Origin of the sequence: Pseudoflavonifractor sp. 60 (assembly GCF_009911645.1) — a bacterium.
GTDB lineage: Bacteria > Bacillota > Clostridia > Oscillospirales > Oscillospiraceae > Lawsonibacter.
Window position 1 is genome coordinate 19,410 of record NZ_QWKI01000092.1, and the last position, 24,235, is coordinate 43,644.

Below are 24,235 nucleotides of genomic sequence, written 5' to 3' on the forward strand. Positions count from 1 at the left end.
CCTGTTTACCCCGGAGGCCCCCGCCGCTGAGGTTCAGCCACCGCCGACACCGCCCCAGGAGGAACAGCCGGAGGCCCCGCCCCCGGCTGGCGGCACCACAGCAACACCAGGGACCGCGACCCTCTATCCCGGCGATAAGAACGGCCTGCCCTATGATGTTGTTGTTCAGACCCTACATTTTGACGAGCCGGAACACGCGCAGCCGGAGCAGGCCCCCGCCGCTGAACAGGACGCTGCCACTGAAAATCTCCGCATCACCGATGACAACCTGGGCGTAGGCGGGCCAAGGGTCAAATACCGCATGAATGTGGAGGCCATCCGCACCTTGAAGCAGATCGAGGACGAGGGCCGGTCCGCCACCGAAGCAGAGCAGGAAATCCTGTCCCGCTATGTAGGCTGGGGCGGCATCCCGGACGCCTTTGACCCGGACAAGGCCGAGTGGTCCGCCGAATATCAGGAGTTGAAAAGCCTGCTGACGGACAGCGAGTACAAATCGGCGCGGGCATCCACCCTCAATGCCCATTACACCAGCCCCCTGGTCATCAAGGCCATCTATGAGGCCATCGGGAGCATGGGCTTTGAAAAGGGAAATATTCTGGAGCCGTCCTGCGGCGTGGGAAATTTCTTCGGCCTGCTGCCTGAAAGCATGGCCGCGTCCAAGCTGTACGGCGTGGAACTGGACAGCATCACCGGGCGTATCGCCCAGCAGCTCTACCCCAAAGCCCGGATCACAGTACGCGGCTACGAAAAAACAGACTTCCCGGACAGCTTTTTCGACCTCGCTATTGGTAACGTACCCTTTGGCAATTATCCCGTGGTGGACCAGCGGTATGACCGGGAGAGGCTTCTGATCCATGACTATTTCTTTGCCAAAACGATTGATAAGGTCCGGGCGGGCGGCGTGATCGCGTTCATCACCTCCAACGGCATCAGCGGCGGCACAATGGACAAAAAGGATGATCGGGCGCGGCGGTACATGGCGCGGCGCTGCGATCTGCTGGGCGCGGTCCGCCTGCCGGACGGTGTGTTCCAGGCCAACGCCGGGACAGAAACCTCTATGTCCATCATGTTCCTCCAGAAGCGGGAAATTCCCTTACGGGAGAATGAGCCTTTGCCGGAGTGGGTGGAGGCGGAGATTATTGAGCGCCATACCTATATCGGGCAGGACGGCGAGGAACGCCCCGGCTTCGTAAGTATGAACCGCTATTTCCAGACCCACCCCGAAATGGTGCTGGGCGACTTGGAGATCACCTCCGGCCCCTATGGACCGCAGTTGGCGTGTAAGCCCCGGAAGGGCCAGGACTTTGCCCAGCAGCTCCGCACCGCCCTGTCCCACATCCACGGCGAAATCAAGCGGGTGGAGCTGTCCGAACTGGATGAGGAAATCGAGACGGATTCCTTGATTCCAGCGGACCCAGGCATTGAACGATATTCCTTCGGCATCATTGACGGAGAGGTGTATTACCGAGAAACCTCCATGATGGCAAAGCCTGATTTGAGCGCCACAGCCAAGGCCCGCGTCAAGGGCATGGTGGAGCTGCGGGACTGTGTGCATCGGCTGATAAACCTTCAGATGGAGGACGCCGATGAAATCTCCGTCCAAAAGGAGCGGCAGGCCCTCAACAGTCTGTATGACGCTTTCTCCAAAAAATACGGCCTGCTCAACAGCCGGGAAAACGCGCTGGCCTTTTCTGCGGACAGCTCCTATTTTCTGCTCTGCTCATTGGAGATGCTGGACAATGACGGGCGGCTGGAGCGCAAAGCGGATATGTTCACCAAGCGGACCATCAAGCCCCACAGGGCGGTCACTCATGTGGACACCGCCAGCGAAGCCTTGGCTGTCTCTATCGGGGAGAAGGCGCGGGTGGATATGCCCTATATGGCCCAACTCACCGGGAAAACAGAGGAAGAATTGGAATCGGAGCTGTCCGGCGTGATCTTCCGGGCTATTCAATGTGAGGGAGACCCCAGCCGGAAAGACTGGTCCTCCGTTGATCTGAACAGTTTCCCCCTCGTTGCCGCCGATGAATACCTTTCCGGGAACGTGCGGCAGAAGCTGCGCATCGCCAAAGCGATGTATGATGCTCTGCCTGACGGGGAGAAGTACCGGCTGCGTCCCAACCTGGAGGCGCTGGAGACCGCCCAGCCCAAAGACCTGACCGCCTCGGAGATCGACCTTCGTCTGGGGGCTACCTGGCTGGATAAGCGGTATGTTCAGCAGTTCATGTATGAGCTGTTCAAAACGCCGCCGGTACAACAGAAAAAAATCCATGTGAATTTCTCGGAATATACCGGGGAATGGAACATCACCGGCAAAAATACTGTGACCGGCTATGATGTTGCCGCCAACACCACCTATGGCACGGACCGGCTCAACGCCTATCATATTCTGGAGGACACCTTAAACCTCCGCGATGTACGAATCTATGACACCATCAAGGACCCGGACGGCAAGGAACGCCGCGTTCTGAACCACAATGCCACCACCTTGGCTGCACAGAAGCAGCAGGCCATCAAGGACGCTTTTCGGGACTGGATATGGAAAGACCCCCAGCGGCGTCAGACCTTGGAGAAGCAGTACAATGAACTGTTCAACTCCATCCGGCCCCGTGAGTATGATGGGCGGCATATCGTGTTCGGCGGCATCAACCCGGAAATCACCCTGCGGGAGCATCAGCTCAACGCCATCGCCCATGTGCTGTACGGCGGAAATACGCTGCTGGCCCATGAGGTCGGCGCGGGCAAGACCTTTGAAATGACCGCCGCCGCGATGGAGAGCAAACGCCTGGGGCTGTGCCAAAAATCTCTGTTCGCCGTCCCCAACCACCTGATCGAACAGTGGGCCAGCGAGTTCCTGCGGCTGTACCCCACTGCCAATATCCTTGTTGCCTCCAAAAAGGACTTTGAGGGCAGGAACCGCAAAAAGTTCTGTTCCCGAATCGCTACCGGGAATTATGACGCGATCATCATGGGACACTCGCAGTTTGAACGGCTCCCCGTTTCCTATGAGCGGCGGGAGCAGTTGCTCCAGGACCAGATTCTGGAGATTGAACAGGGCATTGAGGAATTGGAGGACAGCGGAGCAGAGCGATTCAGCGTCAAGTCATCCAGCACGATCTGTTGTTCCAGCTCCGAACCGTCCGCTGTTTCAATTGGATTCCATTTGAAATATTCCCGGCTCACTTGCACAGACATCCCGGCAGGAGCAATCTCGATTGGAACCTCCGGGTTATTCATAGCGTATAGGGGAGTACCCTCATCATCAACAGTCTGATAGTTGTATGCGTCCATGACGAACGCTCCTGCTTTTTCCTCCAGCAAAGCCAGTAATTTTTGGCTGCGCTGTGCAATTTCCAAATACTTTGCATCGCTTTCATCTTCTCCGCTGTTATAGACCACTGTGCGGTAAAGGGATTCCTCCCACTTGGGTTCCGCCGCCTCCTTCTCAGCGCAGCCTGCAAGTGCAAAAAGCGCAACCAATAGCACCGTCCATTCTAATATCTTCTTCATCTTACATTCACTCCTTGTTTGTAAATTGGTTCATTTTTGAAAGAACCCAGCATTTCCTTCTCATTGCCGCAGCCGTTCGATGATGCTGGCCTTGGCGATTTGCCGGTACAAGAGTGCTGGTATCGCTATGGTCAGGAGGATAAGGAATGGATAGATTACCAGCATGGGCCACATAACAAAGCGATAGGTGAAAAACCAAATCCCACCGGAAATTCCCCGCACGACTATTACAGAAAACAGAACGCCGAGAACAGCCGATGTGAGGATTGTTCCCACTGCGTAATACAGCCCCTCAAAAGAAAGCATACGCTTTAGTTGCTTGCCGGTCATACCGATGCTTTGCAGCATGGCAAATTCCTTTTTGCGGGTGATAACGCTTGTCAGGACAGAGTTCACAAAGTTTGCGATGCCGATAATTCCGATGATGATACTCAATGCCCCTCCGATGGTAATGATCAGGGAAGTGAGGTCATCAAAGGAGCTGGTATAGGTCGCCTTGGATTCAAAATCCATACTCGGCTCCACACTGTCGATATAGCTGTTCAAAAACTCTGCCATTTCCGCTTCCGTTCCCTCTTTCACATCAAAGGGAAAGCTGACCAGATGGGGGTTCTCGCACAGCGGCAGGAAGATTTCTGTCGGGAGATAGAACCGAGACTCACCTGTGTTGCGGGTGGTGGCCGTGTTCTCGTTGGCCCGGACTTTTGCCATGATGATAAAGTCATAGCTGTCTGTAATGGTGGTGGAAAGTTCCTCCGCTTTCAGGTGGTTGATCTGTACTGTATCACCCACGCTGATATTGGGGTTCTCTATGACAGTTCCATCGTCGTTACACTCTACGCTCAACAGGATATACTTTCCTGATTTCAGCTTTTCCAGGTCGATGGTTCCCTCTATGACTTCCATTCCATTCAACAGAAAATCGTCCGCGCCATACAGTCTTACAAAAGGATTTCCGTTCAGGTCTTTGTTATAGCTGAAAAAAGCATTGTGTTCTGTTGAAAACGGTTCTTCCAGCATCCAGGAGGAATAGAGCCTGCCGCCGTCCTCAAAACTGCTGTTTTGTCTGACGGCCTCAATGAAGGTATCGGACAGATCATGTTCGCTTTTTTCAACCTGGTACTGGAAAAACTCTGCGTTGGAAATCACAAAGTCCGTATCCATAAATTTTGCAATATACTTGTCAATATCAAAGCCGCTGGACAGGGTGAATACCGTGTTGAACAGCACCAAACTCAATGTCATGGACACAATCACCAGCACAGTACGCTTGCGGTTGCGGCCCAGGTTTGCTAGCGCCATAAAGTGGAGCTTCGCGCCGTGGGTCGATTTTTTGTCTTTGGCTCTGCGCTTTCCAAATGCTGTCGTATCATTTTCCGTGTAGCGGATGGCCTCAATTGCCGAAACCGTTCCGGCGATCTTCGCGGGCTTGCGGACGCTGACAAAGACGGTAAAAAGGGCGAAAGCAGCAGAACCAATGAAAATCAGAGGATTTACCGTTACTTTAACACCGGCGTCCGCAGTATAACTCGTTCCGTTCATCAGGAAAGGCACCAAGGCCCGGCCAATGAAGAAGCCCACCAGCAGGCCGATGGGAATACCAATCAGGGACAGGCGGAGCGCCTGCCGGTTGATTAGACGCTTAATCTGCCGCTTTGTTGTACCCAGCGTTTTTAGCTGTCCGTAGGACTGAATATCCTGAATAACGGAAATCTGAAAAATGTTGTAGATAATCAAATACCCTGTTACGACAATCAACGCGACGCCAACAAGGCCGGAAATCAGCATGGCAGGATTGTCCGTTAATGTGCCGCTCTGATAGGCCGGACTGACACGGGCAATCACATAATTGCCGTTCTCCTTGCTGCCGCCCATCGTGTCGCAGGTATAGCCGGTTTCGGAAAGAAGCTGGTGGAGCTGGGCTTCTATGTCGCCGTTCCCTCTGAACATCACATAGGCGGAGACAACGCCGGAATAATCATTGTCCACGGGATAGGTATAGGTCAAAATGTCCGAATGAGCATCCACAAAGGCTTTCGACACGACCAGCCGCCCGATGTTGCTCAAGCTGTCAGTTTCCCAAAAGCCGCAGAGGGTGAAATCAGTGGTGTACTCTGTCCCCTTAATGTCATAGGTCAGTGAAACGGTTTCCCCGATCTGCGCCGGTACACCCAGGGCATCCAGCGTTTTTGTGTCCGCGATGATCTCGTTTTCTGCTTCGGGCCGGTGGCCTGTTGTGGGGGTGTAACGGGCAAATTCTAATGCGGTATCGTCCATATACCACAGGTCAGAGCGCCAGCGTTCCAGCCCCGGATTTTTCAGCCGGTAGGAAACCGCCTTTGTATAGGCGATGCGGTCAATCAAGGGATTTCCCGCCACATCGCCGTAAACTTCATCGCTGATATAGTTTAAGACCGCCTGTCCATCGCCACCAGCCTTACGGATGTTCTGATCGTGAACGGTGTCCATCAGGCCAGAACCCAGGGTGAAGATCGTGGTAAAAAGTATGGTTGTCAGAACGATTGCGATGATCGCAATGATATTCCTGCTCTTGCTTGCTTTGAAATAGCGGCCTGACAGCTTTTTTATGACAGCGCCGTTGTTATTGCCAAATAAAATGTCATTCATCGTCAGCGCCCCCTTACTCAAAAATCCGGCCATCCTCAATGCGGATAATGCGGTCGGCCAGCTGGGCGATCTCGTTGTTATGGGTTATCATCACCAGCGTTTGATGAAATTTGATGCTGGTTGCTTTCAACAGGCCCAGCACATCGCCGCTTGTCCGGCTGTCCAGATTGCCGGTCGGTTCATCTGCCAAGACGATGGCGGGCTTGGAAACAAGGGCGCGGGCAATGGCGACACGCTGCTGCTGTCCGCCGGACAGGTTGTTGGGCATATTGTTCAGCTTGTCCTCCAGGGCCAGGAGGCGCACTACTTCGTTCATGAATTTTTTGTCTACGGTATCGCCGTCCAGTTCCACGGGCAGGACAATGTTTTCATAGACGTTCAGAACAGGGACAAGGTTGTAATTCTGGAAGATAAAGCCGATGTTGCGCCTGCGGAAAATGGTGAGCTGCTCGTCGTTCAGCTTGGCCAGCTCTTTGCCCTTGATCTGAACGCTGCCGGAGGTCGGCACATCCAGACCGCCCATCATGTTCAGCAAAGTAGACTTGCCGCTGCCGGAGGTTCCGACGATAGCGACAAATTCCCCTTGCTCGACGGAGAGCGTCACGCCGTCCAGCGCCTTTGTGATGTTCGGCTCTGTGCCGTAGTATTTTTTGAGGTCAGTTGTTTGCAAAATGCTCATGGTAAGCACCATCCTTTCTGTGATGCCGCCATCATAACAGCCAATTCTCACAGAAATGTCACAGGGCGCTGGTTTTTTTGCCCTTGAAATGTCACAATTTCGTGACATTTTAAAAGTCGATCTTTTGCTGTATAGCTTCCATACAAGCTGAAATGATTAAGGCCAATATCCCCAGTCAATTCCCGGATAACGCCTTCCAGTTCTGATGAAATACTCAATGGCCTTCACACCGGCATCCATATCCGTGATGGCCTGACATTTCGGAATAGGGATTTGACCGTCATAGTCGATGGGGCTATATACATTTTCATCTCTCAAATCAACTTCGTCCAGCTGAACCACGGTGTCAGCAAACTCCGAATTGTAGCAAAAATAGGTCTCTGTCTCGTTATGGTCATAGCAAAGAGACAGCCAATCTCCATCTGATACTACTTCCAGGCAACCACGGTGTCCTTCTCCGTCAGGGTCCAGATACAAAATGATTTCTATCTCTTTGGGCACCTCGTGTAATATCTTAGAGATCAAGTCCGTCGTAATTTCATCTTCCTCGTATTGTTCACCATGAGAATTGTCTTCAATGTACTTTACGGCCACTGCGTCAGGGTCATAGGATGGAATAATCTTCCTTGACCTTATATATCCTAAAGGCGCAATCCTTTTCCAAGCGAATATTTGCCCATTTTTTCCCTATCTGTCTCACAAAGTAGTTTTCGTCCTCTGGAAATATCTGCTTTGTCATAAATCTTAACAGATCCAGTGCATTGGCAGACTCTTTCAACACAAATTCAAGCGTACTCCATCCATCAATTACAGGTGAATATATTTCATGAATCATCTCAAAAAATAAATCGTCTCCGCTGATTGGTATTTTTCTTATTAAGTCCCCCTTTCTATCTCCAAGCATACTTTTCAGTAGGGCATATTGGTTACTGTCAAGCATTACTTCATATATTTCCATTTTCTGCTCCTTTTATTGAGACTCTTCTATCCTGATTTATCGGTTAGTTTGGCGGCTCGGCCCACCGAACCAGCTCTATGGGGGAAATCTGATAACGCTTTTTGCTCATAACACCGTCCTCCTATTACCTCTACTGATTTATATATCCGCAACATCCGCTTGTTCCATGCGGCGTACAGTATAATCACCAGAGAAAAGAGATATATCCATTTGCATTTTTATAGAGCCATCAATCCAGAATATCCAACCGCTTATAATCTGCGATTCTCTTTCCGGCCTCCTCCCAGGTGAGGCGGTCGCGGACAAAATCATAGTCGCTCCAAATACGCTGGAGTTCCGCCTTGATCTGAGGGACATCCTCCAGCCTGTCCACGCTGGTGCGGACGTAGTAGTCGGGCAGCAGGGCGCAGCCCACTATGCTACTCTCGGCCGTGGGCAGCTCCTCCGCGCCCTGGCTCAGGGCGGCCAGCAACCGCAGGTGGTTGTCGGTATAACCATTGAGTTCCTGTTCCACTCCAAACGGGCCGTTCAGGTCGAACAGTTGGAAGGGGACCCTACCTGGAACCTCGATCTCGCCACTGTAATAGACTGGCTTTCCGTTGAGTTCATAGAGAGCGTTGCACATATCCATCAGGCGCTGGTAGGCTTCTTGAGAGGGTAAGGTCTGGAGGGAGTGAAACATCAAATCCACAGCCCAATCCAGTTGGCCCAGCACCTCACAGCCCGGCAGCCTGGCCAGCCGCTCTCCCAGCCGCACCAGCCGGGCAATGGACAGCAGACCCCACACCCGGACTTGGGGATCGCTCAGTTCCTCCGCCCTGGCCTCAATTTCGGCGGGAATGGCGTTGTAGAAAAGTCCGTCCTCATCCTCCAGCCGTCCAATGCGGTCGGAGCAATCGTCCATCAGTTTCTCCCCCACCTTATCATAGATATTGCCGTCAGCACTGTAAATGGTGTCCGCCCGGTGGAGCCACAGATGAGCCTTATGTAGATTGCCCGCATCCATAGCGGTCACACCCAGCTCGTAATAGGTTCTGGACACCCCAGCCCAGTCCTTTTTTCTCTGGAGATCAGCCAGCCGTTCCTCCGGGGCTTTCACTTCCTTTTTCCCAAATCCAAACATAAAAATCATCTCCTGTTGTATTTTGTTGACATGAAATAATCATGCCATCCTAAACGCTCTAATTTATGTTTCCCTCTGCATTTCATAGAAAAATCCCGATTTCACTGTGATGCCGCCTATTATAGCGCAGAAACCTAAAATTGTATATGCTGCCGGTGTAATCTCAAGGTAATCTCAAGGTTCCCTCAAAGATAGCTCGAGGCAGAAATACGGAAAAGGTTGAGCCATCCCCCACCTTCGATACAACCTTGATGTAGCCCCCCTGCATGGTGACGATCTCACGGGCAAGATACAGTCCTATGCCAATGCCCTCAATGTCGTGTACTTCTTCTTCCCGGTAAAAGCGTTTGAAGATCATTCCCTGTCTGCCCTCAGCGATCCCTTTGCCGCTGTCGGTGATGTCGATTTTCACATAGAACTCCCAACTTTGAACAGAGACTTGAATATTGCCATCTGCCGTGGTGTACTTCACCGCATTGTCCAGAATGTTGAACAGAGCTTCGCTTGTCCATTTTCTGTCGTGGGCCAGCACTATATCTGTTGGACAATCCACGCTAACGTGGATATTTTTCCTTTCCGCGTTCAGCAGAATACCGCCCAATGCCGCCGCCAGCGTATCATAAATCGGTTGCACTTTTCTCTCCAACGAAATAACGCCGGTTTCCAGGCGAGAGGTCTTTATCATGGCCTGCATGAGAAAGTCCAGCTTTTCAAGCTGGCCGCTGGAAGCCTGCAAAAACTCCCTCTGCTTTTCCTCTGGCATGGGCTGTTCCAGCAACGTGGCATTTACCATTTTTAGATTGCTGATTGGCGTTTTCACCTGATGGGATATGTCGGAGATCAGTTCCTGCAAATCGGCCCGCTCTTTCGCTATGCTCTCCCGGTTCTCCCGCAGAACTTCATAGAGGCGAGCCAGCTGGTGATTGATTTTATAAAACAGGCTTTCTTCCTCGTAGATTTGCGGCGGCGGTGCCGCTCCATCCAGCATATCGTCTATTGTCCGGCACAGGTTGTCCGAAAACAAAACCAGCTTGCGGCGGAGAAAGGCCACAAAAGAGGCAACGCAGGCAATCACCAGCGTAACAAACATTAACTCCAGCCACACAACTGTCAATTTTTTTGTTATGAGAAACGCCGCAATGATAGCAACAATAGAGATTATGCCTAAAAAAGCAGCGCCCAGCGTACAGACGCGGTTGATGGAAAGTCTGCCAGCACTCACTTTTTCAGCCCTCCAATCCACATATAACCCATACCATAAACGGTCTTGATATATTGCAGACCGTTTATTTCAATTTTTCCCCGGATGCGGCTAATCGCAACGGTTAGGGCGTGTTCATCCACAAAGTTTTCGTCTGCGTCCCACAGCTTTTCAAGAAGTACCTGCCGGGTCAATACGATTTGCGGATTTCTCACCAACACCTTTAACAAGCGGTATTCCATTGGCGTGAAAATAATCGGTTCGCCCGCAACGGTGGCAGTCAGTTCCGAAAAATTGATGGACAGCGTACCGTCCGTATAGCAATCGCCGCCTGTCTGTTTCTGGATGCGGGCCAGCAGCGCCGAAACCTTTTTGCGGAATACACTGATCGGGAACGGCTTTGTCACATAATCGTCTGCTCCCAACTCAAACCCTTTCAGCATATCGCTTTCCATATCGTTTGCCGTCAGGAAAATCACAGCGGTATCTGGACGGCGCTCTTTGATTTCCCGGCAGAAATCGAACCCATTTCCGTCAGGCAAATTGACATCCAGCACAATCAGGTCATAGTCCTGTGCTTCGCAGAAATCGACCGCTGCTGATTTTGTCATGGCAGCGTCCACAGTGTAACCCGCCGCTGAAAGATTGTAGCAAAGCGTATTGTTCAAAAGGCGATCATCCTCAACTACCAAGAGTTTCATAGCATCTACCCCTTCTCCATTAGGATAGCATAGAAATGTCACAGAAATCTCACAAAGCAAGAGTAGATTTAATTATCCAACTTATATTGTATATTGCTATTTACGATGCCGGAGTATGAATTATAAAAAGAACGAACCAGAATATTACACAACAGCCACATTGTTCTCCTATACGCGCTGCCAAAGCAACATATTGTTTTCAAATAGGGCATTCACCTTGCCGCTGTCCTTCAGCCACGCCAGATAAGAGCGGACGGTGCTGCCCACCAAAACATACTGTTCAAAGTTTATTGTCAGCCCATAGTCCGCAAACAGTTTTTGCAGAATCACTTCAAAGCAAAGCGGCTCCTGGCAGATGCCAGTGATCTTGTCCGCAATTTCCAATACCTTGTCGATGTTGTACTGAACGAGGTCTGCCACATTCTCAGAGGCCGCAGCGTGGGCCGGGATAAACATTTTTGCCCGCAGGGATTTGACCATTTCCAACGTTTTCAGATAGGCGGCAACATCATAGATGAAGCCGATCTGATACTTGTCCAGCGTTTCCCAGCTGGACAGGCAATCCGCCAGATAGACCACATCATCCGGCGTCCGAAAACCTACCATATCAAGGAAATGCCCCGGCAGGGGGATGATCTCAAAGCCCTCCGGCAAGGATTCTTTGGTCAGTTCTTGGGCATCGCTCTCCTGGGCCATGAGAAATTTGTGCCGCAGTTCCTTACAAGGATAGCCACCGTACAAAAAGGACGGCTCCAGGATGGGGTGACGGGTAAAGGCGCAGTCAATCCCCGGCGCATAGATCATGCACCCGGTCTGGCCCTGCAAATACTTATTGCCGCCGATGTGGTCAGCGTTGGAGTGGGTGTTGTAGATGGTGGTGAGCCGCCAGCCGTTGGCATCCAAAAGCTGCCGCACCTTACGCCCCGCATCCTTATCGTTGCCGCTGTCGATCAGGCAGACGTCCTGCTCATTCAGCTTCACCAGCCCGATCTTGGTCGGACTTTGGATGTAATAGCTCTGTTCGGAAACTTGTACCAGCTCATACATAACGAATAACCTCCTGCCACTGTATCGGTAATTGACTTCATTATGATATAATAGACCAATCAACTATGAGTGTCCAGTCACGCTCTCAAAGCGTCCAGTCACGTCAACCGGCTTTACCTCAGCGCCCATTTGAACGAATAAACACATAGAGGAAGATCAACATGATAAAAATAGCGATTTGTGATGATGAAGCCAATATCCGCGACTATCTCTCGTCATTGATCGGGGCGCAATCCTGTCCCTGTGAGATTGTAGAGTATGCTTCTGCCGGTGACTGCCTTGCAGATCACCGAGAAATTGATTTGCTCTTTTTGGACATAGAGTTGGCCCCCTCTTGCCTGGACGGTATGGAGTTGGCCCGAAAAATCAGGGAACGGGCGACTATGACACAGCCGGTCATAATTTTTGTGACTGGCTATGAGCGGTATGTATTCGATGCCTTTGACGTAGGGGCGTTCCAATACCTGCTGAAGCCGGTGGACGAGGAAAAGTTTGCTCAGGTCTTTGCCCGTGCAGTTGCACAGATCGGAACTGCCAAAGAAAAGCCGGGGCGTGTATTGACGCTCCAATCGGCCAATACCAGCAAAACCGTACCGCTGGACAGCATCTACTATATCGAAAGTAGCAATCATAAGGTCGAGCTGCATTTGAAAGATGGCGAATTTGCCTGCTATGCAAAAATCGGAGATTTGGAGCTGGAACTGCAAGAACAGTTTTTCCGCATCCACAAGGGCTATCTGGTCAATCTCTCTTATGTGGACGGGTATAGCAAAACGGAAGTGACGCTGACAAACGGAGAAAAGCTCTTACTCTCAAAGTATAAGTACCAGGACTTTGTAAAGGCATATCTCCGCTTCTTGAAAAGGGGAACTGGCCTATGAGTGAAACAGGATTTCGCATTTTCAACAGTGCTTTTTCCGCTGGGGCAGAGTTGACCTACGCCGTCCTGCTCACCGCCTTTTTCAAGCCTTTTATTCCCTCCCAGGGCCGGAAGTGGCGAAAGCTGCTCATTGTATTTTCCGTCTACATCCTGTTTGAGATCGTCTGCAACCGGGCCGCGCTCCCGCAAGGCTCCTTTGGGCTGATTCTGACGGCGCTGCTGCTGGCGGTATCAAAGTGGATCGACTTGGAAAAGCCCTTTGTGTTCCTCCTGACGCTGCTCTATTTCAACGCCAGGATTTCCAGCGGCCTGATGGTGCAAAGTCTATACTTTATCGTGGAGCGGTCGCTGCCCTTCCAACTGGAACCGCCGGAGGCGGTCTTTCTTCGGGCTGCTTTCCTGATTACACTGTTCCTGGTGTCCCATACCGCTATGCTGGCTGTCATGCTCTACGCCCTTCAACGTCAAATACGGAAACAGCACATGACGCTCCACCGGCGGGAGTTGTGCTATATCAGCTTGGTGCCAACAGCGGGGATTTTGTTCGGACAGGTGATCTCCCGGCTGCTGGTGGAGTTCAAGGACGGCGTTCTGCTTCAACTCTATGAACGTCACCCGGCGTTTCTGGCAGTCGTGCCGGTGCTGGCCTTGCTGTTCTATGCGGGGGCCTATTTGACCATAGCTTTTCAGCAGGGTATGGCGGCGCTGCGGGCGGAACAGACCAACTATTTCGTAGAACGCCAGCAGACACAGGCGATCCGGGCGCGTATCCATGAGGCGGAGCAATTCTATACCCGCATCCGCCAACTGAAACATGAAATGCGGGGCCACATGACCAACATCAAGGTGCTGGCTGGTCAAGGCGAGTACGCCAGCCTGGAGGACTATATCGCCCGAATGGATGAGAGTATCAGCGACTTTGAATTGACGCTTCAAACGGGAAACCCGGTCACGGATGTGATCGTCAACGATACACGGCGGCGGAGCCTTGATTTGGGCATCCGCTTCCAAGTGGATTTCCATTACCCGGAGCCGGGGGCCTATGACGCCTTTGACGTGGGTATCATCCTGCAAAATCTTCTGCAAAATGCGTTGGAGGCTTGCGAGAAGGTCAGCGAGGGTGAGCGGTTTATTGTACTGACTGGAAAGAGAAAAGGACGTTTCTTTCTGATAGAGGTCAAAAACTCTTTCGTAGGTGAGGTGGTATTCAGGCAGGACGGTTTGCCTGTCACAACGAAAAAAGAGGACGTTCCCATGCACAGCATCGGCTTGTCCAACGTGCGCCGGGAGGCGGAGAAGTATATGGGAGAATTGGAACTGAAAACGTGTCAGCAGATATTTTCCGCAACAGTTTTATTGCAGGAAGGGAGTAGTTATGAACAATACGATCAGTCTTAATTATTTGATAAGGTTGTCTACGAGTTTTCCAGAGAACAGTACAGTCCAGCGGACGGCAATGCAGAACAGCAGTTTTCTGAGCATGGCCGCGCAGCTCCGAGCTAACGAGAGCAGCACCACGCCTAACCCACCCGAAAAGGCAGATATGAGCATGGAGGCGTATCGGCAGGCGATCCGGGAGAAGATTTCGCAGATGCCCCTTTCGGCTACCCGGCAAATGGAATCTATCTCGATCCAGATTTCCGATGCGGCCTTTGAGCGGATGAAAAATGATCCTGACTATGAAGCGTGGGTGCTGGACGATTTGCGAAAGGCTTTTTCTCAATCAAATCCGTGGGTGGCTGCTGCTGGCGGCGGTTATAGCGTTTTCTACATTGGGGAGACAAAGGAACAATGCCATGCCGAGGGCTGGTATCCGGGCTACATGGGCGGTCAGGGTGCGGCCATGTTTGAGGATAAGGCCAAGGGCAGCTTTTGGGAGCAGCGGATGGAGAGCCACAAAAAATTTATGGAGCTTCAGCAGGAGGCAGCAGCCCGGCGGCGGATGCTGATGAAGCTCCACATGAACGGCGGTTCGGTCAGCGCCGCAGAGCTTTTGATGGGGCTGCTTTAAGGGAGGAAATATCATGAGCAACACGATTCAGGCGAGTTATGGGACACAGGCATATAGCATTCCCACAAAGGCCCGTGACGCCAAGCAGACCGGGACACAGGGCAACAGTTTTCTTGATATGGCGGCGCAGGCCAGCCGGGGCAGAACGGACACGCTGACCACCGGCATGAGCGGCCTTATGGGTATGGCGGGTTTGCCTACCAGCCTTATGATGGATTTGTCGGTGCGGGCTACTGGGCAGGTTCAGACGGGGAGCGTAGAGGCAGCAGAAGCAACGGAGGCTCCTTCTCTGGAAACTATGCTGAAGGCCAAATACCCCAACATCCATTATCACGTCTTTGACGCCAGCAGTGGCTATTGGAGAACACGGAACGACTACCCCCATTACCTGTTGTATCAGGACGGAGACAAAGCAAAGGAAACGCTGGAAAATTGGCAACCCACCGAGGCCAATCCCTTCTATGGCTCCATTGACGGCAGATTTACCGCTCCGAAAGAGATTCACGCCCTGGGCAACGTCCCGCCTGGGAGCAAAGCTGTGGTCATTCATCCCAAGGTGCAGGAGCGCATGGAGCAAGACCCAGCCTACGCCCAGGAGATTTTTGCAAAGATCGACACCTGGTTTGCCTTTGACGTGGCACGGAACGAGGCTATCATCCCCGGAAGCACGGCGGGGATGTCCCAGGCCGTTGCCATTGGAGAGGACGGCAATATTTGTAACGCCTGTTCTTCCAGTGCGGGTGGTGAGATTACCTACTCCAAGAGCGGTTCTGACGATGAAGAAAGCTGGTGGGATTTGCGTATGGCCCGCCATGCCGAGTTTATGAAGCTGGCGGTGGAAAAGCAGATTGAGCGCCACATACAAGCATCCCAACTGGCCGCATCCGCTGCGGCGAAGTCCCAGCTTTCCGCTATGCTGAATAACGGAAATCTGCGGGAGATTTTCGGCAGCGAGATTGCCGGTATTCCTACTGAAACCGTCCTGGCGATCACGCAGGCCCAGGTTTGGGGCGGCGCAGCAATTTTCTGATTATCCCTCTCAATAAAGTGGAAGGACAAGGCTCGGTTGCGCCTTGTCCTTTCGCCTTGTTTAGCCATATTCTATGATTTCCATAGAAATAGAAGGAAGATTGTGCTATCATAAATAAAACGCAAAGAAAAGTGAGGACTGTCCCGTGTCTAAAAAGAAATCAGGCCGTCCGCATGGGCATTACTGCAAAATCTGCGGCGAGTACAAAGCCAACGAAAAGTTTTCTGGCAAGGGACACGCCGCTCATATCTGCAAAGCCTGTTCCCGGTTATCTGCCGCGGAGAAGGCCGAGGCACAGACGATTACCCGTCTCACGAATTTCCCAACGGGCCGTTTGAGCGCCAATGATAAAGCGTGGCTGGAAAACCGTCTGCACGATCATCGCCCGGAGGTTGCGGAACTGGCGCGGGAGGTCTACAACATCCATTTCCCTTATGCCGAACGCAACGCGAGAAAAAAGCAGCTTATCATCAACACATTGGTTTTTGAAATCCATACCGAAGTCTTTGATGAGTACGGCGATGAACTGCCGGTCAACAGACGCTTTACTGCCAACCGAATAAGCCGCGTCCTCACCATGACCGACTTTGACGGTGACGGAGCAGAGCAATCCATGACGCTGGACGGCAAGAAGATGTCCACGCTCCTGCGCTGGGCCGTGCATAGTCTGGAAATTTTCATGTGGCCGGAGGACTATGATCTTTCTCCATCCCGAAACAGCGTCCCACCATATTTTGATTTACTGCCAGAGTATTGGCCGGACGAGGATGAAGAAGCTGACGAGGATTTTTCAGATGAAGATATGCCGGAGGGGGAAGTCTGCTGGCGGGTGCAGATAGAATACGCCAATCATACCACCCAAGAGATTGTTTCCTATCAAGATTATCTGATGGACCGGCCAGAGGAACTGTATCTGGCGTTGTTGGAGTATTTCGAGCCAGAAACAGATGATTTTGACGAGGAATACACCGAAAACGCCCCTTTGGAGTAGGGGACGGGGGACGAAGGAAAACGGGGGTTGGAGAAACCGGCAAGCAGGGCATGATGGTCCCATCATGCGAAAAATGAACATCCCGCCTCCCGGCGAGACGTTCATTTTGCTTGTTGGTGGCAGTGCCCCCAAACCCCCTTGAACAGCCCCGTGCCGGGGCTGGCTGCGCGTCCCTTCGGGACGCTTTTTGTCGGGCCTGCGGCCCTCCGGGATGATGGAAACGGTCAGCGTTCTTCCTGGCGTTCCACTTCCATATCCGTTTCCGATTTGTCATAGCCCATCAAGCGGTCCACGTTAGCCTTGACCGTCAGCAGCTCCTTCATCTCGTCCCTTGCCCTGCGGTAATCAGCATAGGTGGATTTTTTCTCGGCCAGAAGCGCGGCATACTCCGCTTGCAGGCTCTTGACCGTGGGGAGCTTTCTCAGCCCCAGCCCGTCAAACGCTTTCTTTGCCGCCTGATGCAGCAGTATCTCGCTCTCATGCTCGGCCTTGAATTTTTTCGAGTACCCGGCCTTGCGGTAGGCCACATACACATCGCGGGTCTTGGAGTAGTTGATGATGTGCGTTTTCAACACGGCGATCTCGGCCATGCGCTGCTCCGCCGCCTTGATTTTTTCGGACAGGCCGTTGTAACGCTCGGTGGCCGCAGCCACTTTTGCCGCGAGGTCGGCGTAGTCCAACAGTCCATGCTCCGTCAGATAATTCATGGTCTGCGCCATCTGTTTTAAGTTGAACACGCTGGCCCACCGCGCATATCCAGCACCCTTCCCAGCCTGGAGTTTGGCTTGAATATCCACCAGCAGATTGACCTTCGGCGGATCTGCGCGGTGGACCTTTTTTGTGCTGGGCGTGTGCGTCCGCTCCCCGGAGAGGACGGCCAGCAAAGCGGAAATATCGTACTCCGTGCCCAAGCTGTCCCCATCCAGCCGGACGAAATTTTTCTGTCCCGCCGCTCTTAGCCGGATAAATTTTCCCCGTGGCGATACCTCAATGCCTGCCTCTCCCAGCAGCTTCAGCAGCGCGTCCAGGTCAGCGGGCTTTTTTGCGAGGGCATCATCTATCGCCATGCGAAGCCGGTCCCGGTGGCAGGGCGGCTTACTGCCCAGCCACTTGTTGTAGCTCTTGCCCCGGCGCTTGGGATTGGCCACAATAGAGTATCCGTTTTCGATGCAAATGGTATCGTTCAGCCGCCGCACCGCCCTCCCGGAACCGAGGAAGTCCCGAAATTTTCGGGTGCAGTCCAGAGTGGTGGAGTTCCAAATGATGTGGTTATGAATATGCGCTTTGTCGATGTGGGTGCAGACAATAAAAGCATGATTGCCCTTGGTGAAGCGCCGCGCCAGCTCACAGCCCAGGCGGTTGGCCTCCTCCGGGGTGATCTCGCCAGGAACAAAGGACTGCCGGATGGTATAGGCAATCACATCATCGGCCCCGCGTCGCCTGCCGGTCTTGGCGAGGTACTGCCGCTTGGAGAACAGAAACTCCGCGTCCGCGATCCGGCTGTCGCATTGGTAGCTGGAGATCAGCCTGCCGCCGTCCGTTTTTTCTGGATTCTCCACATAGTCGATGATGTCTTGAATGGCCTTGCCCACAGTCCGGCCCTTGCCTATGTGCAGAGGCATAATGCGGGTGGTTGCCATTGGCGGTCCCTCCCTTCAAAAGAAACGGCCCGCGATTGGCGGACCGCTTTAGACTGTATATTCAGTTTTCACCGCACCGTTCGGCCATCGCCTCGCCCATGCGCCGAATGTCCACATCCTCAGAGGGCAGAAGCTCCCGCTTGTAGCCACCGGTGAGCTTGTACCCCTGGTATTCCTCGTACCGGGAGCGCAGCACATCCCGCAGATGCTCCGGGGTCTGGCACAGCCGGGAAGTCACCCACTCGCTGTCCTTTTTCCTGCTGTCCCAATCCACCACCAGATAGCCCTGGCTGGAAGTCAGCACCTCACAGGCTTTGTCCTCGGCCAGATAGTCCTGGAATACAGCTAACACTTTTTCATAGGTCATAATGAACACCTCTTAAATTTGATTTGATACCAGCATAGCGGCATGGACGATTTTTTGCAAGGATGCGGCCCCGCCGCTCATTTTTTATTTGTCTGCATTGGAAATTGAAAAATGATTTTCTGCTTGCGCTTCGCAAAGTCCAGTGTTTTCGCCGCCCCACCCCACCCATGCGTGACGCCGGAGATCACCACATCGCTTTCCTGGATCATCCACTCGTTTCTCCTGACAATGGCGTAACGGGGCGGCACATTCTCCAACGGCGGGTAGGTGGTGCTGTCATAGCGGGAAAGGTCAGCGTCCCGGTTGAGGTAGGCCAGCACCAGGACCGCTTCAATGCTGGGATAGGTGACCTTTTGCCGTCTCACCGCCGCCGCTGCCAGACTGTCAAAGTCTCCGTAGCCACCGAGATAAAATGTGGCCGCGCCGCCCTCAATCAGCGATGGGAGTATTATATCCAACCATTTGGAGATTTCGCAAGTCTGATATATTTTGCTGTGTCCGCAAAAGGTTACGATCATCCACATCGCCTCCCATTTCTTTATATACTCCGCAGAAAAGACTATATAAAGTCTTTCTTATTATAAATCACTTCTCCCCAAAAGTCCATATAAAGTCTGCCTAATGCTGTGAAGGTGGGTAAACTAAAATAGACTTTTTATGGACGGGAGGGACGCAAATGGATACGCGAAAACAAGTATCATTGCGTATTCAGCAGCTTTGTGCCGCACATGGATATAATATCAATTCACTGGCAAGAAAAGCTGGCATCCCGCCCACAACGCTGAAAAATATCATATACGGCAACAGCCATAACCCTGGCATCATCACAATTAAACTTCTTTGTGATGGACTTGGAATTTCTCTTTACGAGTTTTTTGATACGGATTCATTCAAAAATGTTGAATTGGAAGATATAGATTAGTAATGGACAGCCAGAACAGTTCCCGGCTGTCCATTTGTCATTGGAGCTTCGCCAACGAGGATAAAATTTTCTGCGTCGCATCCCACAGGCTGTCATAGCTTTGCCGAAGCTCGTCCAGGTCGGCGTCATAGAACCGGCCCGTCTCATGTACCCGGCGCGTAAGCTGATTGAGGTTATTGCTGGACCGCCGCAGCAGGGAGACCATCTCCCGCAGCTCCGGCAGTTCCAGATTTATCACAAAGCCGTCAATCGCCATTTTGCGGAGATATGCCGCCATGTTGGTGGTGCCAAGCTGGGCCATCTTCTGCTCGATCAGCGCCCGTTCCTCCGGCGTAACGCGGAATTTTAGCTGTACCTCCCGCTCTAAATTTGCCATGACTACCGCTCCTGGGCCTTGTTCCTGCCCCTGGCGGGCGGCTTGGGCGCATCGGCGGCGGTCTGCTCCTGCAACTTCTTCCGTACCGAGGGTCTGCGCAGGACCAGCTTTTGAAAGCGGTCCTCGTCCTTGACGATCAGGGCAAACACTCCCTTGCGGCCCTCCAGCCCGGAGAGGGAAAGGGACTGGAAGGGCAGCATCGCCATAAGGCGGTCCGTGTCCTTGGTTCCAGCTCTTCTCAGAAAGTCAGGGGACACCTGGACCATGTAATGGGTCCCATTGGGGCTGTTCGGCTCTTGGGCGGCTTGAAACCGTTCCAGAATATGTGCGGCCTCTGCTTTGATGTCCGCCGCTTTGAGGGGCTGTCTCAACAGATGTTCATGCCGTGCGCTGCTCACGAACATATCCAAAAGACCAGGGTGAGTTTGTGTGATAAGGTAGGAAGTGTCCCGTTTTCCTCTTTCAAAAACGATGGGGATAGTCTGCGCCCACTTCTTGTTGGCTTGGGAGACGCGCCCATCCGTCCCTTGGGTCTGCACCGTGTTGGCCAGCACATAGAACATCCGCTCATAGCCAAACTGCTTCACCACCTCCTGCACCGCCGCCTGTGTATCAAGGCGGTTGTCATGGTAGTGGCTGGCGATGGCCGTTTCAATCGCCTTTTTGCAGGCGATATTGGCATGGTTGGAGGCACGGTGCTGTTCTTCCTCGCCATGATTATATGCGTACTCGAAAGATTCCTTGTAAATCGGGGTCTTATCCATCTTGACCGCCTCCTTTTTGGGCTTTGCAGAAGATTTCTGACGCGAAGCAGACTTTTGCTGTGCCAGCTCCTGGAGGTCCTTCCGCACCAGATCAATGAACAGGTCCACCTTGGCAGGGTGGCTTTCCAGGGTGCAGCTCTCCTGGCCACTGGCGATTCCATACAGCGGAACGGTGCTGGCCCAGCTTGCGTTGTGGCCGGAGAATCGGTTATCAATATTCATCTCCCGGAGTGTATAGGCCAGAATGAATGTCACCCGCTCTGGACCAAACTGTTTTAGAACACGTTTGGCAGAATCCTTGGCAAAATTCATCCCATCCCAATTATCAAAGATGGCATCGTCAATGGCACACTTGCACTCGGCAAGCGTTTTGAACGATGCCCGATACTGCTCTAACTCCCCGTTTTCCCGTGCGTAAGTGACGGGGTATGGGTAAATGGGCGCTTTGTTCATGTTGATTTCTCCATTCTATATTAGATTTGTTGTGGTATAACGAAAAGGAGCAAAGTCAGGCGGAGATCACCCCGCCTGACTTTCCCTGTTACCGCTCCTGGCGGTAGTCTTTCGGCTTGTCCGTTTTCTGTTTGGGCGGCACAGGCCGTTTCAGCCCCTCCAGCACCGAGGGGCGGGCGTCCTTGGCCAGCAGCCGCTCCCCAACCGGGGCAGGCCCATCCTCTATCCCCAACTGTGCGTTCAGTTCTGCCAGCCGCTCACTTTTCTGCTGAAGCTCTGCCTCCTGGGGGAAGGGCTTGCCGATCTCGCCTTGAATCTCTTTCATCTGCTGGTGGAGATTGTCAAGCTGGGAGTGCAGCGCCGTTACCCGGTCCGGCATTTTATTCAAAGCATGGTCGATGCGGAGAAGATTACCCAAAACATCATCCCCCAATTCGGCCCGGTGGCTCATCTGGCCTTTGAGGGTCAGGACGATGGTGCGCCCGAAGTCCTCCACAGACAAAGCCATAGAAAAGCCGCGATAAGTTCCGATCTCGACAGGCTCCCCCGGCTTGATGCCCTTGCGGATTTCCGCGATCAGGGCCTTGCCCGCCTCGATTTTGTCCATAAAGGTCTGGTCTCCGATCACCATACCGGCAAAGCCTTGCTTGACCTCCACAGCGGCGGTCTCCGCAGCGGGTGCGGCGGGTGCATCGGCAGCGGCTGCATCGGCGGCGGGTGCGTCCGGCTGTTCCCCGTCAGCCTGGGGCGGCGCGGCGGGTTTCACAGGCACCATCGGATGGGGATGCTCCGCCAGCGTTTTCATGTCGGCCTCCAGCCCCGCGATAAAGCCCTCGTTTTCCTTGATTTTCTCAGGGAACCGTTTCAGCAAATCATCCTCCATACGGTACTGATGGCTCTGGTGGTCCGATTTCAGCAGACGCAGGCGGGCCACGTCAATGTCCAGGTCCATCTTCTCCTTTATCAGCGGATTTCCCGCGCACAGGGCCTTGATCTCCGCATAGGAGAGGGCGGTCTCGTCCACGTCCTCGCAGGAGCGCACCGGGGATTTTGAGGTCATAATCTGCGAAATGAATTTCTGCTTATTTTCTACCGTCTGGTCGGGTAAGAGACCGGCATCGCTGTCGATCCCTCCCCTAAGAACCGTGCGTGAGAGTTTCCCCTCACACGGCTCAAGCCTTTCTAAAGCCTCCTTGCCGGAGACCCGGCTCAAAATCAGCGTTCAGGGTATGAATTTGTTTGTGGCATTCCGCGTGTACCATGATTTTCCGTGCGCCTTTCCCGGCTGGGGTATGCACCTTAAACCCGGTTTTGGAAGTAATCGGTTCTCCGCAGACAGGACAGCGGCGGTTCTGCCGTCGCCAGATTGTAAGCAGTTTTTCCCGCCCTTTCGTGTTATGCAGCATCTTTTCGCCCTCGCGTTCCTCAAAATATTCCGTCCAACTTTCATCAAACGGGTTCGCTTCCGCAACGATTTTCTTAAAACGGATGATGGGTGTATCAGTCGCGTATTCGAGTTTCGTGTAATAGGAATCTCCATTGGCGTTTTTCGTGAGGGCGGAGAATGTCCACTTCCGGTCGCCGATGTGATGCCAATATCGTTTGGCAATCCATTTGCGGCCCTTTTTCTTGTGTCTGCGTTTGGCCCAGCGCCACAGGCATTGATAAATCTCGTAGTCAACTCGACTGAACACCTCTGAGGATACAACAAACCGCTGATTGTTCACCCATCCCCGAATTACGGGGTTGAGCTTGTGAATGAGGATTTCCTGTTTTGCGGATTTGTTGTCCTTGATAATGTCCCGCACTTTGCCGAGGAACGACTTGATTGCGGTCTTGGACGGCTTGATGAGCAACTTTCCTTTGTATTTGCGAATATTTTTGCCCAGGAAATCAAAGCCGTCGTCGATATGGGTAATGACCGTTTTCTCCTCGGAAAGTTGTAGTCCCCGCTCTGTCAGAAACTCCCGAACGATGGGCAGCACCTCGTTGCGAAGAAATTCCGGCGATTCGCCTGTGATGATGAAATCGTCCGCGTAACGAACGAAATTCATCTTATTGAAGTGCGCTTTTCCGTTGACTTTCTTCCTCGTTGGAAGTTTTTCCTTCAAAAGCTGTTCCAGCCCGTCCAATGTCATGTTCATCAATGTGGGGGAAATCGTACCGCCTTGGGGAGTACCTTCTTCCGTTGGAAACAGGCGATTTGTTTCGATAAATCCGCATTTCAGCCACTTCAGCAAAACTTGAGTGTCCATTGGAATATTATCCAGCAGCCATTCATGACTGATATGGTCAAAGCAGCCCTTGATGTCCCCCTCCAGTATCCATTGGGGAGATTTTGCTTTGTTCAGGTCGGTAAAGCACTGCTCAATGGCGTCATGGGTGCTTCTGCCAATGCGAAAACCGTAGGAATTGGGGTCTGCATAGGTTTCCGCTATCGGTTCTACCGCGAACTTATACAGGGTCTGCATGGCCCGGTCTGTCATTGTGGGGATGCCCAGCGGCCGCATTTTGCCGTTCTTCTTTGCGATGTAGTGCCGCCGGAGCGGTTGGGGCCGGTAGCCCCGTCGGGTGAGCTTTGCGATTGCGTCGAATTTTGCCTGTGGCGTCAGCCATAATTCATGGTCTACGCCTGATGTTCTTTTACCCTTGTTGCTTGTCACCCGTCTTACTGCCAAGGCTTTGGCATAAAACGAGTGGGTCAACAGCCATTGCAGCGATTTTACCTTGCTGTAATGACCTTCCTTTTGAGCCTTTACGATACGCATTTGCAGCTTTTTGACATAGGCGCTGGCCTTGTTCCAGTCGATACTTTCCCAATCCTGCGCTTTGTCGGAAGATGCACACGGTTTCCCGTTCATTTGCGATTTCCTCCTTCAAAAGTTCTGAAAATTCTCTCGTAAAGAAAGACCAGATGGAAGTCTGCCCGCTTTCGCGTGGGGTGATGTCGCAAC

General features: G+C 52.6%; 21 protein-coding genes and 1 pseudogene. 7 read left to right on the forward strand and 15 right to left on the reverse strand.

From position 1 onward, the window contains the following. Window positions 1-121 precede the first annotated feature (121 nt). Window positions 122-3,103: pseudogene (locus D1646_RS10625) on the forward strand (DEAD/DEAH box helicase family protein); the annotation flags it as partial. Window positions 3,104-3,570: 467 nt separating this feature from the next. On the opposite strand, the gene D1646_RS10630 reads toward D1646_RS10625, so the two are convergent. The 8 genes from D1646_RS10630 to D1646_RS10665 form a co-directional block, all read right to left on the reverse strand. Then, complete coding sequence (locus tag D1646_RS10630) at window positions 3,571-6,138, reverse strand: ABC transporter permease (protein ID WP_160636435.1); 2,568 nt, start codon at window positions 6,136-6,138, stop codon at window positions 3,571-3,573. A gap of 13 nt (window positions 6,139-6,151) precedes the next feature. Next, window positions 6,152-6,817: an ABC transporter ATP-binding protein gene (locus D1646_RS10635; protein ID WP_160636436.1), complete on the reverse strand. Its 666-nt coding sequence runs from the start codon at window positions 6,815-6,817 to the stop codon at window positions 6,152-6,154. A 156-nt stretch (window positions 6,818-6,973) separates the two neighbouring features. Next, window positions 6,974-7,411, reverse strand: coding sequence for a hypothetical protein (locus tag D1646_RS10640; protein WP_160636437.1), 438 nt, complete (start codon window positions 7,409-7,411; stop codon window positions 6,974-6,976). Between the two features lie 10 nt (window positions 7,412-7,421). Beyond that, complete coding sequence (locus D1646_RS10645; protein ID WP_160636438.1) at window positions 7,422-7,775, reverse strand: hypothetical protein; 354 nt, start codon at window positions 7,773-7,775, stop codon at window positions 7,422-7,424. Window positions 7,776-8,004: 229 nt separating this feature from the next. After that, entirely contained in the window at window positions 8,005-8,898 is an 894-nt protein-coding gene (locus tag D1646_RS10650; protein ID WP_160636439.1) for a hypothetical protein, read from the reverse strand. A 163-nt stretch (window positions 8,899-9,061) separates the two neighbouring features. Continuing rightward, window positions 9,062-10,120: a HAMP domain-containing sensor histidine kinase gene (locus tag D1646_RS10655; RefSeq protein ID WP_160636440.1), complete on the reverse strand. Its 1,059-nt coding sequence runs from the start codon at window positions 10,118-10,120 to the stop codon at window positions 9,062-9,064. After that, window positions 10,117-10,800 carry a response regulator transcription factor gene (locus D1646_RS10660; RefSeq protein WP_160636441.1) on the reverse strand — a complete coding sequence of 228 codons (684 nt, stop codon included), beginning with the start codon at window positions 10,798-10,800 and terminating at the stop codon, window positions 10,117-10,119. The genes D1646_RS10655 and D1646_RS10660 overlap by 4 nt, the downstream gene beginning before the upstream one ends. Before the next feature lie 168 nt (window positions 10,801-10,968). Next, window positions 10,969-11,847, reverse strand: a complete 879-nt coding sequence (locus D1646_RS10665; protein ID WP_160636442.1) for an MBL fold metallo-hydrolase — start codon at window positions 11,845-11,847, stop codon at window positions 10,969-10,971. 161 nt (window positions 11,848-12,008) lie between these two features. Here D1646_RS10665 and D1646_RS10670 point away from each other — a divergent pair, with 161 nt between their 5' ends. The 5 genes from D1646_RS10670 to D1646_RS10690 all read left to right on the forward strand — a co-directional run bounded on the left by D1646_RS10670 (window position 12,009) and on the right by D1646_RS10690 (window position 16,759). Then, window positions 12,009-12,728, forward strand: a complete 720-nt coding sequence (locus D1646_RS10670; RefSeq protein WP_201754633.1) for a LytTR family DNA-binding domain-containing protein — start codon at window positions 12,009-12,011, stop codon at window positions 12,726-12,728. Continuing rightward, window positions 12,725-14,125, forward strand: coding sequence for a GHKL domain-containing protein (locus D1646_RS10675; protein ID WP_160636443.1), 1,401 nt, complete (start codon window positions 12,725-12,727; stop codon window positions 14,123-14,125). Before D1646_RS10670 ends, D1646_RS10675 begins: the two co-directional genes overlap by 4 nt. Then, window positions 14,103-14,738 carry a hypothetical protein gene (locus D1646_RS10680; protein WP_160636444.1) on the forward strand — a complete coding sequence of 212 codons (636 nt, stop codon included), beginning with the start codon at window positions 14,103-14,105 and terminating at the stop codon, window positions 14,736-14,738. The genes D1646_RS10675 and D1646_RS10680 overlap by 23 nt, the downstream gene beginning before the upstream one ends. 13 nt (window positions 14,739-14,751) lie before the next feature. Then, complete coding sequence (locus tag D1646_RS10685; protein ID WP_160636445.1) at window positions 14,752-15,768, forward strand: hypothetical protein; 1,017 nt, start codon at window positions 14,752-14,754, stop codon at window positions 15,766-15,768. 145 nt (window positions 15,769-15,913) lie between these two features. After that, window positions 15,914-16,759 (forward strand): hypothetical protein, encoded by an 846-nt coding sequence (locus D1646_RS10690; RefSeq protein WP_160636446.1) that lies wholly within the window; start codon window positions 15,914-15,916, stop codon window positions 16,757-16,759. Between the two features lie 224 nt (window positions 16,760-16,983). On the opposite strand, the gene D1646_RS10695 is transcribed toward D1646_RS10690, so the two are convergent. The 3 genes from D1646_RS10695 to D1646_RS10705 form a co-directional block, all read right to left on the reverse strand. Further along, window positions 16,984-18,399 (reverse strand): relaxase/mobilization nuclease domain-containing protein, encoded by a 1,416-nt coding sequence (locus tag D1646_RS10695; RefSeq protein WP_160636447.1) that lies wholly within the window; start codon window positions 18,397-18,399, stop codon window positions 16,984-16,986. A gap of 61 nt (window positions 18,400-18,460) precedes the next feature. Then, window positions 18,461-18,766 (reverse strand): hypothetical protein, encoded by a 306-nt coding sequence (locus D1646_RS10700; RefSeq protein ID WP_160267480.1) that lies wholly within the window; start codon window positions 18,764-18,766, stop codon window positions 18,461-18,463. Between the two features lie 77 nt (window positions 18,767-18,843). Continuing rightward, window positions 18,844-19,284, reverse strand: coding sequence for a hypothetical protein (locus D1646_RS10705; protein WP_160636448.1), 441 nt, complete (start codon window positions 19,282-19,284; stop codon window positions 18,844-18,846). A 158-nt stretch (window positions 19,285-19,442) separates the two neighbouring features. Between D1646_RS10705 and D1646_RS10710 the strand changes: the two genes are divergently transcribed. After that, a complete protein-coding gene (locus tag D1646_RS10710) occupies window positions 19,443-19,688 on the forward strand; it encodes a helix-turn-helix transcriptional regulator (RefSeq protein WP_160636449.1) in 246 nt (81 codons plus the stop codon). Between the two features lie 37 nt (window positions 19,689-19,725). Here the strand turns inward: D1646_RS10710 and mobC are convergent, their stop codons facing one another. From mobC to ltrA, 4 genes are all read right to left on the reverse strand, one after another. Beyond that, window positions 19,726-20,064 carry a plasmid mobilization relaxosome protein MobC gene (gene mobC, locus D1646_RS10715; protein ID WP_160636450.1) on the reverse strand — a complete coding sequence of 113 codons (339 nt, stop codon included), beginning with the start codon at window positions 20,062-20,064 and terminating at the stop codon, window positions 19,726-19,728. Between the two features lie 2 nt (window positions 20,065-20,066). Next, window positions 20,067-21,281, reverse strand: a complete 1,215-nt coding sequence (locus D1646_RS10720) for a DUF3849 domain-containing protein (protein ID WP_160636451.1) — start codon at window positions 21,279-21,281, stop codon at window positions 20,067-20,069. 88 nt (window positions 21,282-21,369) lie between these two features. Next, on the reverse strand, window positions 21,370-22,341 hold the full coding sequence (locus D1646_RS10725) for a helicase (protein WP_243154123.1): 972 nt from the start codon (window positions 22,339-22,341) through the stop codon (window positions 21,370-21,372). Window positions 22,342-22,453: 112 nt separating this feature from the next. Next, a complete protein-coding gene (gene ltrA / locus D1646_RS10730) occupies window positions 22,454-24,142 on the reverse strand; it encodes a group II intron reverse transcriptase/maturase (RefSeq protein ID WP_160636452.1) in 1,689 nt (562 codons plus the stop codon). Window positions 24,143-24,235 lie beyond the last annotated feature (93 nt).

Coding starts and splice junctions, on each gene's coding strand:
- D1646_RS10630 (WP_160636435.1), bottom strand. CDS start 6,138: ATGAATGACATTTTATTTGGCAATAACAACGGCGCTGTCATAAAAAAG.
- D1646_RS10635 (WP_160636436.1), bottom strand. CDS start 6,817: ATGAGCATTTTGCAAACAACTGACCTCAAAAAATACTACGGCACAGAG.
- D1646_RS10645 (WP_160636438.1), bottom strand. CDS start 7,775: ATGGAAATATATGAAGTAATGCTTGACAGTAACCAATATGCCCTACTG.
- D1646_RS10650 (WP_160636439.1), bottom strand. CDS start 8,898: ATGTTTGGATTTGGGAAAAAGGAAGTGAAAGCCCCGGAGGAACGGCTG.
- D1646_RS10660 (WP_160636441.1), bottom strand. CDS start 10,800: ATGAAACTCTTGGTAGTTGAGGATGATCGCCTTTTGAACAATACGCTT.
- D1646_RS10665 (WP_160636442.1), bottom strand. CDS start 11,847: ATGTATGAGCTGGTACAAGTTTCCGAACAGAGCTATTACATCCAAAGT.
- D1646_RS10670 (WP_201754633.1), top strand. CDS start 12,009: ATGATAAAAATAGCGATTTGTGATGATGAAGCCAATATCCGCGACTAT.
- D1646_RS10675 (WP_160636443.1), top strand. CDS start 12,725: ATGAGTGAAACAGGATTTCGCATTTTCAACAGTGCTTTTTCCGCTGGG.
- D1646_RS10680 (WP_160636444.1), top strand. CDS start 14,103: ATGAACAATACGATCAGTCTTAATTATTTGATAAGGTTGTCTACGAGT.
- D1646_RS10685 (WP_160636445.1), top strand. CDS start 14,752: ATGAGCAACACGATTCAGGCGAGTTATGGGACACAGGCATATAGCATT.
- D1646_RS10695 (WP_160636447.1), bottom strand. CDS start 18,399: ATGGCAACCACCCGCATTATGCCTCTGCACATAGGCAAGGGCCGGACT.
- D1646_RS10700 (WP_160267480.1), bottom strand. CDS start 18,766: ATGACCTATGAAAAAGTGTTAGCTGTATTCCAGGACTATCTGGCCGAG.
- D1646_RS10705 (WP_160636448.1), bottom strand. CDS start 19,284: ATGATCGTAACCTTTTGCGGACACAGCAAAATATATCAGACTTGCGAA.
- D1646_RS10710 (WP_160636449.1), top strand. CDS start 19,443: ATGGATACGCGAAAACAAGTATCATTGCGTATTCAGCAGCTTTGTGCC.
- mobC (WP_160636450.1), bottom strand. CDS start 20,064: ATGGCAAATTTAGAGCGGGAGGTACAGCTAAAATTCCGCGTTACGCCG.
- D1646_RS10720 (WP_160636451.1), bottom strand. CDS start 21,281: ATGAACAAAGCGCCCATTTACCCATACCCCGTCACTTACGCACGGGAA.
- D1646_RS10725 (WP_243154123.1), bottom strand. CDS start 22,341: ATGACCTCAAAATCCCCGGTGCGCTCCTGCGAGGACGTGGACGAGACC.
- ltrA (WP_160636452.1), bottom strand. CDS start 24,142: ATGAACGGGAAACCGTGTGCATCTTCCGACAAAGCGCAGGATTGGGAA.